The organism is Paenibacillus sp. sgz302190, assembly GCF_059820445.1.
Genome location: NZ_JBZYAO010000015.1, coordinates 29,948 through 41,892, shown reverse-complemented (window position 1 = coordinate 41,892; position 11,945 = coordinate 29,948). Strand labels below are relative to the sequence as shown.

The following is an 11,945-nucleotide window of genomic DNA, read 5'->3' as shown; positions in this document are numbered from 1 at the left end:
ATAATGACATGGAGGTAACTATATGAGCGAAACGAATCAAACGGCTCAGCAATTGCAAATGCCTACGACATACGATCCGAAGGAAGCCGAGCGCAAATGGTACGACTACTGGATTAAAAACGAATTTTTCAAAGCGGGAACCCGTTCCGACGCCGAGACATACACGATCGTTATACCGCCGCCGAACGTGACGGGGATGCTGCATATCGGGCATGCGCTCGATTTTACGCTGCAGGATATCATGATCCGCACGAAGCGGATGCAGGGCTTTGACGCGTTGTGGCTTCCCGGCTGCGACCACGCGGGCATATCTACGCAGACCAAAGTGGAGCAGAAGCTGCGCGAGGAAGGCCGGACCCGTTACGATCTGGGGCGGGAAAAGTTTCTGGAGAAAGTATGGGAGTGGAAGGACCATTACGCGAACACGATTCACGAGCAGTGGGCGAAAATGGGTTTTTCGCTCGACTACTCCCGGGAGCGGTTTACCCTTGACGAAGGGCTGTCGCAGGCGGTTCGCGAGGTGTTTGTCAGCCTTTATGAAAAGGGCTTGATCTATCGCGGCAACTATATTATCAACTGGGATCCGGCCGCGCGGACAGCGCTCTCCGACATTGAAGTCGAGTATAAGGAAGTTCAAGGGAATCTTTACCATTTGGAATACAAAACGACGGACGGCACAGGCTCAATCGTCGTAGCTACGACGCGTCCCGAGACGATGCTTGGGGATACGGCCGTTGCGGTTCATCCGGACGATGAGCGCTATCAGCATCTGATCGGCAAAAAGCTGCTTCTTCCGATCGTCGGTCGCGAGATTCCGGTTATTGCCGACGAGTACGTGGAAAAAGAGTTCGGAAGCGGCGCGGTCAAAATTACGCCTGCGCACGATCCAAACGACTTTGAAGTGGGCAAGCGCCACGATCTGCCGCAAATTCTTGTGATGGACGAAACCGGTACGATGAATGCCAATGCCGGCCCTTATCAGGGCAAAGACCGCTTCGAGTGCCGCAAGCAGATCGTCGCCGATCTGAAGGAGCAGGGCGTACTGGTCAAAATCGAGGAGCATGTGCATCAAGTCGGCCACAGCGAGCGCAGCGGCGCGGTTGTCGAGCCGTATTTGTCCACACAATGGTTCGTCAAAATGCAGCCGCTCGCAGAGGCAGCGATCGAAGCGCAAAAATCCGGCAAGGGCGTCAACTTCGTCCCTGACCGTTTTGAAAAAATTTACCTGCACTGGATCGAAAATGTGCGCGACTGGTGCATTTCCCGCCAGCTGTGGTGGGGCCACCGCATTCCGGCGTGGCATTGCGCCGATTGCGGCCACACGACGGTAACGCGGCAGGACGCCGAAGTGTGCTCGCACTGCCAAAGCGGCAATATCAATCAGGACGAGGATGTCCTGGACACTTGGTTCAGCTCGGGCTTATGGCCGTTCTCTACGCTGGGCTGGCCTGGCGATACGGAAGATTTGAAACGTTATTACCCGACGGACGTTCTCGTTACGGGTTACGATATTATTTATTTCTGGGTGGCGCGGATGATTTTCACCGCTCTGGAATTTACCGGGCAAATTCCGTTTAAAGATGTGCTGATGCACGGTCTCGTCCGCGATTCCGAAGGGCGCAAAATGTCCAAATCGCTCGGTAACGGCGTCGACCCGCTTGAGGTGATCGAGAAATACGGCGCCGATGCGATGCGCTATATGATTTCGACCAGCAGCACGCCGGGGCAGGATCTTCGTTTCCGGTGGGAACGCGTCGAGCAGGCGCGCAATTTTGCCAACAAGATTTGGAACGCTTCGCGCTTTGCGTTGATGAATCTGGAAGGCGTAACCGCGGCCGACATTGATTTGACAGGGTCTTTGGGCACGGCTGACCGCTGGATTTTGCACCGTTTGAACGAAACGGTCCGCGATGTAACCCGGCTCATTGACAGCTATGAATTCGGCGAGACCGGACGCTTGCTTTACAATTTTATATGGGACGATCTTTGCGACTGGTACATCGAGTTCAGCAAGCTGAGCTTGTACGGCGCAGACCCTGCGGCGAAGAAAACGACGCAATCGGTGCTTGCCTATGTGCTCGATCAGACGCAGCGGCTCATTCATCCGTTCATGCCTTTCATCAGCGAAGAAATTTGGCAGCATTTGCCGCATGAAGGAGAAACGATTACGCTGGCGGCATGGCCGACTGTGAACCCGGCGTTCGAAGCGCCGGATGCGATCCGCGAGATGGAGCTGTTGATGGACGCCATCCGAGCAGTCCGCAACATCCGTGCGGAAGTCAATGTGCCGATGAGCAAAAAAATCGAGCTTCTGGTGAAGCCGGCCTCCGATGAAACGCAGGCGATTTTGCGCAGCAACGAAGAGTATTTGCGCCGTTTTTGCAATACGTCGCGGCTGGAGATTGAATCGGATCTGACGGCTCCGGAAAAAGCTATGACGGCTATCGTGACCGGTGCGGAATTGTTCCTGCCGCTTGCCGGGCTGATTGACATCGCCCAGGAGCTGGCGCGTCTGGACAAAGAGCTTCAAACGCTCCACGGCGAAGTGGAACGAATCGAGAAAAAGCTCGCCAATGCCGGCTTCGTTGCCAAAGCTCCGGCCAAAGTCATCGAAGAAGAAAAAGCCAAACTTGCCGATTACGCAGACAAGAGGGACAAAGTGATAGCTCGATTAGCGGAATTAAAAGGGTAATCGTGGAAATTAGAGCTATCGCCTAGTTGCTCCGACATAGTGATTCATATAGTAAATGAGGATGAGATCAATGAATGAAATCAAAGACTCAAGCTCGGCGGCATTCCGGACAGCCAAGGAAGCGATTGATTGGATCGTCGGCAGAATGGAAAAGCTGGGAATAAAACCGGGACTTGCCCGCATGCAGCTGATGATGGAAAAACTCGGCCACCCGGAACGCAGGCTGCAGTTCATTCATGTCGCCGGAACGAACGGCAAGGGCTCGACGTGCGCATACTTATCGTCGGTGCTGCGGACATGCGGTTACGATGTAGGGACGTTCACTTCTCCGTATTTGGAGAAGTACACGAACCGCATTCAAGTGAACGGCACAGATATCGACGACGCGTCACTGCTGCAATTGGTTAATGAAATGAAGCCGATTGTTGACGAAATCGGGGAGACGGAGCTGGGGGCTCCGTCTATGTTTGAAATCTCGACGGCGCTGGCGATTTTGTATTTTGCCAAAGTGGCCTACCCTGACTATGTAGTTTGGGAAACGGGGCTTGGCGGAAGGCTGGACTGCACCAATATCGTTACGCCGCTCGTTTCGATCATTACCAATGTCGGTCATGATCATATGGAAATTTTGGGCGATACGCTTGAGCTGGTAGCGTCGGAGAAAGCCGGAATTATTAAATCCGGCGTTCCCGTCATTACAGCAGTCCGGCAGCCCGAGGCATGGAGTGTCGTTGAACAAGCCGCCAAGGCCAAAAAAGCGACGCTTTACTCGCTGGACCGGCAATTCCGCTACACCGCGGTCACCAGCGAACTGGATCATCAAACTTTCGATTTTGAAGGTCCATTCCGCAGCCTGCGGGAAGTTCCCGTCTCGCTGAACGGCAGCCACCAGCTGACGAACGCCGCTGTCGCGCTGATGACGCTGGAAGTATTAAGGCAGTATTATGCAGTTATCGTAGAGGATGAGGATCTGTACAAAGGCCTTCAGGAAACCCGTTGGCCCGGCAGGCTGGAGATGGTTTCGAGCCATCCGCGCGTTTTGCTGGACGGGGCGCACAATCCGGAGGGAGCCGAGACGCTGGCGGCGGCGCTGCGCGGCGTATATCGCTATAAGAAGCTTCATTTTATGATCGGAATGCTTTCGACGAAGAATCATACAGGCTATCTGAGGCATATACTACCATTGGTGGATACTCTCATCCTTACCGAACCAGATTTTCATAAAAAAGGGGACGCCTCCATGCTCGCGGAACTGGCTCAAGAGCTGCTGCGCGAGATGAACCGCAAAGTGGATATCGTTGTGGAACGCGATTGGAAGCGGGCTTTGAAAACCCTGACTAGCAGAACCGAGCAGGATGATCTGGCGGTCGTATCCGGCACGCTGTATTTAATCTCCGATGTTCGTTCTTGGATTACCAATCAAACCGATTCTGAAAAAGGATGGTGAGAACGGCGTGAGTCAAGCTGAACACGTACATTTTATCGGCATCGGCGGATACGGAATGAGTGCCATTGCCAAGGTCATGCTTGAAATGGGATACCGCATATCGGGTTCTGATTTGGCCGAGCAGGATCTTACGGAAAAGCTGAAAGCCAAAGGGGCTCAAGTATTCATCGGTCATGAGGCGCAAAATGTGTCGGGTGCCGATTTGGTCGTTTATTCTACGGCGCTCGGCAAAGACAACGTAGAAATGCAGGCGGCCGAAGAGCTGAAAATTCCGATCATACATCGCTCGCAAATGCTCGCAAGGCTGATGAACGAGCGCAAAGGGATCGCCGTTGCGGGCGCGCACGGCAAGACGACGACGTCATCCATGATTGCGCTTGTCATGGAAACTACCGGACTTGACCCGACCTATATTATAGGCGGAGAGATTATGAATGTGGGCAGCAACGCGAAGGCGGGGAAAGGCGAGTTCGTCGTGGCGGAAGCCGATGAAAGCGACGGCACTTTCCTGCAGTATCACCCGACTTTGGCGCTTGTCAATAATATTGAAGCGGACCATTTGGAAAATTACAATGGCGACTTTGAAAATTTGAAAAATGCCTATGCGCAATTTCTCAGTCAAGTCAGGCCGGGCGGCAAAGCGGTCGTCTGCAAGGACGACAAATTTGTGAGGGAAATGATCCCGCAAATTCAAAGCGAGGTTATTACCTACGGCATCCACTCCGACGCCGACTATACCGCTTCGGACATCACTTTGGGAGACCGCAAGGTGACTTTTACAGTCAATCACCACGGCCAGGAATTGGGCCGGCTTGCTTTGTCCGTTCCCGGTAAGCATAACGTGTACAACGCGCTGGCGACGCTGATTACTTGTCTGGAAGCAGGGCTCTCCTTTTCGCAGATCGCCGAGGCGATTCAGGAATTCCGCGGCGCCAAACGGAGATTTCAGGTGCTGGGAGAAGTGCAGGACATTCTGGTCATCGACGATTACGCGCATCATCCTACGGAAATTCAAGCGACGATCAGCGCGGCCAAAGCGACCGGCAAACGGATTGTCGCCGTTTTTCAGCCGCAGAGGTACACGCGAACCTATTATTTATTCGAGCAGTTCAGCCGCTCATTTGAAGATGCTGATGAGGTGATTATCACCGATATCTACTCACCAGCCGGCGAAAAGCGGATTGAAGGCGTCGATTCCGCAAAGCTGGTGGAACTCATTCGAAGCAACAGCAACCCTAACGTTCAGCATATTCCGACGAGGGATGAAGTGCTCGAATATTTGATCGGCCACGTTCGTCAGGGTGACCTCGTATTGACAATGGGCGCAGGAGACATTTGGAAAGCTGCCGACGGCTTGGCCAAAGTACTGCGCAGCAAGTACGAACCCAAATCATAACCATCCGAAATCGCCGCAGGCTCCAGCGCTTGCGGCGATTTTTCGTTTTGCAAGACGGCGAAGCCCCTCGCGAAGCGGCCTGGCAGCCCGCGAAGCAGCGAGAAAGCGGTGCGCGGAGCGGCGAGAGAAGCGACGTGCGAGGCTGCGAAAGAGCGGTGTGCGGAGTAGCGAGAGAAGCGGCGCAGAGGCTGCGAGAGAGTGGCGTGCGGAGCAGCGGGAGAGCGGTGCGCGGAGCGGCGAGAGAAGCGGCGTGCGGAGCGGCGAGAGAGTGGCGTGCGGAGCGGCGAGAGAAGCGGCGTGCGGAGCAGCGGGAGAGCGGTGCGCGGAGCGGCGAGAGAAGCGGCGTGCGGAGCGGCGAGAGAGTGGCGTGCGGAGCGGCGAGAGAAGCGGCGTGCGGAGCAGCGGGAGAGCGGTGCGCGGAGCGGCGAGAGAAGCGGCGTGCGGAGCGGCGAGAGAGTGGCGTGCGGAGCGGCGAGAGAAGCGGCGTGCGGAGCAGCGGGAGAGCGGTGCGCGGAGCGGCGAGAGAAGCGGCGTGCGAGGCTGCAGGATGTGCGGCACGTCAAAACCTGCAAAAGTGCAGTTTTTTTCGGTGGAAACGGTTTGTTTTAGGAAAAAGCCTGCGATTATGCAGGAATTTTCGGTCAAGATGGGCTAGAGCGGGAGTTTGGGTGGAAAAACCTGCAGAATTGCAAGAATTTGTCGAGACAAGCGCATCAGGGAACAAAAAGATGTATTTTTGCAGGCTTTCCGTGCGTTGCCGAGCAGTTGTGGTTAGCGCAAGTGTGCAGGTTGATCGGTAGTTCCACTTTTGCAGGTCAATTTGTGAAGTGGTGTGTCAGTGTCGTGTTAGCTGGCACCGGATCGTTAGTCGGCGGCCCAGGATCAGGCAAAACCTGCAAAAGTGCAGTTTTTTTCGGTGGAAACAGTTCATTTTAGGGAAAAGCCTGCGATAATGCAGGAATTTTCGGTCAAGATAGGCCAGAGCGGGAGTTTGGGCGGAAAAACCTGCAGATTTGGTTACTACTTAGGTACTGAAGCAGAATTTTCTCTCAAAATAAAAAGGTATTTGGTTTCATACGCCGAAAAGGTAAGATAACCCAAAACGAAGAGAGGAGTGTCCCCTATGCATATGTCTGCTGAACAAGTTCATTCCATTTGCAAGGGCGACCCCGACATTATCGCTGCCTTCAACGCCTTGTTGCAGGTGATCGATGAACAGGCAAAGATCATTGAACGTCAAGCGAAGCGTATTGAAGAACTGGAACATCGTGTTCAGGATCTCGAACGTCAGCTCGGTCAAAATAGCAATAACAGCAGCAAGCCGCCTTCCAGCGACGGGTTTCGGAAAGTCAACAACCTCCGCCAATCCGGTGGCAAAAAGGGAGCGCCTAAAGGCCATCGCGGGCAGACGCTACATCCCGTGGCACAACCCGATGAGATTCGGGTTTATCCGTATCTGACGTGCACCTCCTGTCAGGCGTCTTTGGCAGATGTCCCGGCTCATGGGTTTGAAGCGCGACAAGTCTTCGACCTGCCTCCAGTGAAGTGGATTGTCACCGAACACCGGGCCGAAACGAAATGCTGCCCGTCTTGCATGAGCACAAGTACCGCCGTTTTTCCCGAACGTATCCAAGCTCCCGTTCAGTATGGTGAAACGCTACCGGCCTGGACCAGCTATCTAAGCGTCTACCAGTTGTTGCCCTTGGCACGGATTGCCCAGCTCTTCGAAGACTTAACCGGTCATGGCCCCAGTGAAGCCACGCTGCTATCGCAACTGCAGCAGATGTATACCGCCTTGGCACCTGTGGAAGAGCAGATCCGCCAGCACCTGCTCGAAAGCCCGGTCATCCACGCGGATGAGACCGGTTTTCGCGTGGGCGGCAGCGGGGTCTGGATGCATGTCGCGAGTAATGGTGAGTACACACAGCTAACCGTTCACAGTAGTCGGGGGACCAAAGGGATGGCCGAGGGAGGCATCCTGCCCATCTACAAGGGGACGGTTGTCCATGACTGTTATGGACCGTACTTCAATCAATCGCTGGTTTTCTTCCTTCACGCCCTGTGCAACGCCCATCTTCTTCGCGAATGTCAGGGAATCATAGAGAACGACAAGCACCAGTGGGCAACAGACATGAAGACGTTGCTGCAAGAAAGCTGGAAGATGACGCGTACAGCCCGTGAATCCGCCACGCCCCTCACGGAGCCCGTCATCACCGAAATTGAGCAGCATTATGACGACATTCTCGCTCGCGGCAGAGAAGAATGGAGCAAGGACCTGGTTGCCAGGAAAGAGGGCACACGTGGCAGACAAGCCAAAGGGAAGGCTGGAAATTTAGCGGAACGATTCGAAACAAAGAAATCCGCTGTTCTTGCCTTTCTTCGAGATGCCCGCGTGCCGTTTGACAACAACCAAGCCGAGCGGGATATTCGCATGGTCAAGGTGAAAACCAAAATTTCCGGTGCATTCCGTACGCCCGCAGGGGCTAGGCAGTTTGCCCGCATTCGCTCGGTCATCTCTACCCTTCTCAAACAAGATCGCCCTATCCTCGAATCCCTCTCTTTGGCCCTTCACGGACGCCTTCAATTCTAAACAGACCTAAGTAGTAACCAGATTTGCAGGAATTTGTCGAGACAAGCGCATCAGGGAGCAAAAAGATGTATTTTTGCAGGCTTTCCGTGCGTTAGCGCAAGCGTGCGGTTTATCAGCAGCCAGGCTTTTTGCAGGCTTTCCGCGCGTTGCCAAGTAGGTGCGTTAGCGCAAGCGTGCGGTTTATCAGCAGCCGGGCTTTTTGCAGACTTTCCGCGCGTTGCCAAGTAGATGCGTCAGCGCAAGCGTGCGAGTTCATCGACACCCCCTACACATCAACTTGCGCTGTAATGCCGGTGTGTGTTGGATGGCGCGTTTTTTTGGCGTGCTCCTTTTTCTGCTGCTAGTGGAATCGGGAGGCTTTTGATTAAGATTCTTCGCTTTTTGTGGCGTTTTTTTATCATATTTCTATTCTCTCAAACATAATCTAGTAGCAGAAGATTGGGACAAGGAGAGAATGGGATATGAATAAAGCAAGAATAACATATCGCTTCGGTCAAAATGAACAGCAGGCTCAAGACGGAACGCCGCAGCCGCTTAAGGAAAACAGGGACAAAAAAGTAATCCCCCTCTATGAAGAGGAGTTTGAAGTTATAGATTCATCCATGCCCGAAACCGCGGAACCCGTCTTGCACACGGATAAAGCGGAACGGCAGCAGGCGGAAAGTTTTTTTGAAACGCATGCTCTGAACGCATTAACGACGGATCTCGGCAACTGGGGCAGCCCGCTTGAAACGGAGAGCGACCGGGTGGAGCGGCTGATCCGCGAATCCCAAAAGGACCGGCTGAACGAGGAGGGCGAAGCTTCACAGCGTCCTGTGGGAAATGCGGACGATTGGTCCTCTTGGACAAGAAGAGAGCCGTGGATCGAGCAGGAGATGGGCACCAGGTACGCCAAGTCGTCAGGGGCGCCGTGGATCAGGATTGCCACGTCCGTTGCAGGGGCTGTCGTTACGGGTGTGGCTTTCGGATTTTTTGTGCTTTCGATGTTTTCGAACTCGGGGAATACGGGGAACACGGGGGCGGAAAATCCGGTCAAGCAGGCCTCCATCGCTTCCCCAAGCGCTCCGGCCGCGTCGCAGAGCAAACCCGCCGCAACCGCTTCAAACACGGATGCGGCCAAGACAAACGCTGCCGGAGGAGCGGCGGCCGTTCCGGCATCGGCGGGAATTGCCGTCACGCCTGTGCAAATTCCGGCCAAATCCTACGCCTTTTTGCAAAACGGCGTATTCAGCACCAAACAAAGCGCCGAAGCGGCGCAGGACAGCTTGAAAAAGAAAGGCCTCGCTTCCGCTTTGGACGAAAGCGACAAGATTACCGTCTTCGCCGGATTTGCGCTGAACCGCGACGATGCCCTTGCCTTAAGCCAGCAGCTGCAGGCGCGGGACAAACAGGTGGAAGTGTACGTTAAAAATATGGATCTCCCGGCCGTGACCGGCATTCGCTGGAGCGGCTCCAAGCCGGAAGCGGCGGTTTCATTCCTTACCGAGGGCGACAAGCTGATCCGGATGATCAGCGGCCTGACCGTCGTGCATCTGGAAGAAGCGAAGCCGACCGCTTTAAGCGATACGTCCGTGCAGGCGGTCCGCACAAGCCATCAAGCATTGACCGCATTGTCGGCCTCGATGAACGAAGGTCTTGACGACCAAGTCAAAGCCATCGTACAAAAGATGACGACTGCGCTGAACAGCTCGGTCCAATCGATGGAGGAATACAAAAAAACGCCTTCAACGGCAATGCTTTGGCAGGCGCAGACGTCGATGATGCAGTACATTATCGCGCAAAAAGCGCTGCTGAGGGAAGTCTCGGTTTCCTGAAGCAAAAAAAGGCACCCCGAACCGGTCATTTCCGGCTGCGGGGCGCCTTTTTGCGTTTAAAGTTCTTTACAGCGCTAAAGCGCGTTGGTCGACCGACCGCCGTCATGCAGCGCAACACCGCGCGCTGGGCGCTGCGCGCAGGCGCTCTTCTTCGAAAGACCTCGATAGAGGTTTATCTCATTTGGCTGCTTTGTTGCTGACGTAACGGTCCATCATCACGGCCATTTCGGCCCGGGAAATGGACTGGTCGGGTCTGAATTCCGTATCGGTTACGCCGTCGATAATACCTTGCTTTTTCAATGAGTAGATCGCACCGGCGCTCCATAGATCAGCGGGAACATCGGCGAAGGCGGAAACTCTTGCGTCCGCTTTGCCGCCTGCTGCGGGTTTACCGGCTTGAAGCAGCCTTTGGAAAAGGACGGCGACTTCTCCCCGCGTAATGGGCTTGTCCGGCCGGATCGTACCGTCCGCATAGCCTTGCAGCAGGCTCAGATTTTGCGCTTTTGCAAACACGGGGCTAGCCCAATGTTTGGCAGGCAGATCTTTATAAACGGCGCTGCTTATCCCGCCACCACTACCGGCACCGCCGGAAGCCGGCTTGCAGCCGTATACGGCGCTTGTAACGGTACTGCTTCCGGCGCAAGCCGTCTGCATGCCGCCGAAATTGAACGCCCGGTCCATCACGGTCAAAAATTCCGCTCTCGTCAACGCGCGCTGCGGTTCGAAGCGGTTGCCGATGCCCTCGATCAGCCCTTTATTTTTCATTCGCAAAATCGCTTCTCTTGCCCAATGGTTTAGCGTGTCGGTAAATAAAGGCGGCGCATACGCTTCAATGCCTTTTTCGATTCCTTTGGCCATTGCAGTGCGCACGGAATCGGTGGACAACAGCGCTGCGTCAGAGGCGTTGCTCAAAAAAGCGGTCTCTACCAAAATGCTGGGAATCGCCCCCATGCGAGTCACGTACACCGCGCTCGGTACGAGACCGAGATTGGCGGTGCCCGCCGCGTTAACCAGGGAATCGAGCACACGCTGCGCCAGATCCTTGCTGTAGGGCGTCAGAGCTGTCATGCTCTCGCTGGCCGGATAGTCATCTTGCGGGAAATCTTTGTCATAGTAAAGCACCATGGACCCGTTTACTTTCGAACTGTTGGTCGAGTTGGCATGAACCGAGACGAACAAGTCCGCTTGTTGCTTGCCTGTAAACTCTACTCTTTCGGCCAGCGACAAGTACCGGTCGTCCGTGCGGGTCATGGCCACTTCATACCCGCTGCGCAGCAGTTCATCCCGCAGCCTCAGGGCGATATCCAGAGTCACGGCTTTTTCCTGCAGCCCATTGCCGGTGGCTCCGGAATCGTATCCGCCGTGTCCGGGATCGACGACAACTTTGTAAGCGAAGGCTTGATAAGGAAACGAAATCGATAATAAGCCAGACAAGACCAGGAGTTTTTTACGTAAATTCATTGTGCGGCAGTCCCTCCACTCCTTATCTTACTAGGATCAGCTCTCTGTGTAAAAAGGTAAGATACGGCACCGGGTTCATCGTTTTCGTTGATCATTTGAAGAACTTGCAAGTATAATAGGCATGTACATACCGGAGAGGATGCTGGCGATGAAAAAAAACATCTTGACGCTCATCATATTTTTAATCATCGGACTGGTCACTGGAGTTATTGTCGGCCAACTGCTCACACCGGTATCGGCGTTGTCGTTCCTGACCAATACGGTGCCAATCAGCTGGGAGCCTAAAGCCGATTTGCAAGTTGTGAAATATGAGCTGCACCTTCTGGTGAAACTAAATTTATGCAGCATACTCGGGTTGGCGGGCGGGTTTTACCTGTTCCGCAAACTGTAGCAAGAGCATGGAGTCTGTCCGATGAACTCATGTAGATGCGAAATGACGAATTTCATGCGGCGTGAGCGGTATATATGCGCAGTCATTCATTTACCGGGCATGCACAAAAGCAGCTCTACCCGCCGGACTCCAGGGCCATTTTACTGAATACATT

At 54.3% G+C, this 11,945-nt stretch carries 8 protein-coding genes; 7 read left to right on the top strand and 1 reads right to left on the bottom strand.

All coding sequences use genetic code 11. The features are described 5' to 3' along the window. The first annotated feature begins 22 nt into the window (after positions 1 to 22). The 6 genes from AC6RNO_RS17795 to AC6RNO_RS17770 all read left to right on the top strand — a co-directional run bounded on the left by AC6RNO_RS17795 (position 23) and on the right by AC6RNO_RS17770 (position 9,939). Positions 23 to 2,692, top strand: a complete 2,670-nt coding sequence (locus AC6RNO_RS17795; protein WP_497106239.1) for a valine--tRNA ligase — start codon at positions 23 to 25, stop codon at positions 2,690 to 2,692. Positions 2,693 to 2,753: 61 nt separating this feature from the next. Beyond that, positions 2,754 to 4,139: a glutamate ligase domain-containing protein gene (locus AC6RNO_RS17790; protein WP_497106238.1), complete on the top strand. Its 1,386-nt coding sequence runs from the start codon at positions 2,754 to 2,756 to the stop codon at positions 4,137 to 4,139. 7 nt (positions 4,140 to 4,146) lie between these two features. Further along, complete coding sequence (gene murC, locus AC6RNO_RS17785) at positions 4,147 to 5,535, top strand: UDP-N-acetylmuramate--L-alanine ligase (RefSeq protein ID WP_497106237.1); 1,389 nt, start codon at positions 4,147 to 4,149, stop codon at positions 5,533 to 5,535. A gap of 157 nt (positions 5,536 to 5,692) precedes the next feature. Further along, on the top strand, positions 5,693 to 6,190 hold the full coding sequence (locus AC6RNO_RS17780; RefSeq protein ID WP_497106236.1) for a hypothetical protein: 498 nt from the start codon (positions 5,693 to 5,695) through the stop codon (positions 6,188 to 6,190). A 474-nt stretch (positions 6,191 to 6,664) separates the two neighbouring features. Beyond that, complete coding sequence (gene tnpC / locus AC6RNO_RS17775; protein ID WP_497106235.1) at positions 6,665 to 8,125, top strand: IS66 family transposase; 1,461 nt, start codon at positions 6,665 to 6,667, stop codon at positions 8,123 to 8,125. 461 nt (positions 8,126 to 8,586) lie between these two features. Further along, positions 8,587 to 9,939: a hypothetical protein gene (locus AC6RNO_RS17770; protein WP_497106234.1), complete on the top strand. Its 1,353-nt coding sequence runs from the start codon at positions 8,587 to 8,589 to the stop codon at positions 9,937 to 9,939. Positions 9,940 to 10,116: 177 nt separating this feature from the next. Here the strand turns inward: AC6RNO_RS17770 and AC6RNO_RS17765 are convergent, their stop codons facing one another. Beyond that, a complete protein-coding gene (locus tag AC6RNO_RS17765; RefSeq protein ID WP_497106233.1) occupies positions 10,117 to 11,400 on the bottom strand; it encodes an N-acetylmuramoyl-L-alanine amidase in 1,284 nt (427 codons plus the stop codon). A 148-nt stretch (positions 11,401 to 11,548) separates the two neighbouring features. Here AC6RNO_RS17765 and AC6RNO_RS17760 point away from each other — a divergent pair, with 148 nt between their 5' ends. Then, complete coding sequence (locus AC6RNO_RS17760; RefSeq protein ID WP_474680436.1) at positions 11,549 to 11,791, top strand: DUF4321 domain-containing protein; 243 nt, start codon at positions 11,549 to 11,551, stop codon at positions 11,789 to 11,791. Positions 11,792 to 11,945: the final 154 nt, after the last annotated feature.

Coding starts and splice junctions, on each gene's coding strand:
- AC6RNO_RS17770 (WP_497106234.1), top strand. CDS start 8,587: ATGAATAAAGCAAGAATAACATATCGCTTCGGTCAAAATGAACAGCAG.
- tnpC (WP_497106235.1), top strand. CDS start 6,665: ATGTCTGCTGAACAAGTTCATTCCATTTGCAAGGGCGACCCCGACATT.
- AC6RNO_RS17760 (WP_474680436.1), top strand. CDS start 11,549: ATGAAAAAAAACATCTTGACGCTCATCATATTTTTAATCATCGGACTG.
- AC6RNO_RS17765 (WP_497106233.1), bottom strand. CDS start 11,400: ATGAATTTACGTAAAAAACTCCTGGTCTTGTCTGGCTTATTATCGATT.
- AC6RNO_RS17795 (WP_497106239.1), top strand. CDS start 23: ATGAGCGAAACGAATCAAACGGCTCAGCAATTGCAAATGCCTACGACA.
- AC6RNO_RS17790 (WP_497106238.1), top strand. CDS start 2,754: ATGAGATCAATGAATGAAATCAAAGACTCAAGCTCGGCGGCATTCCGG.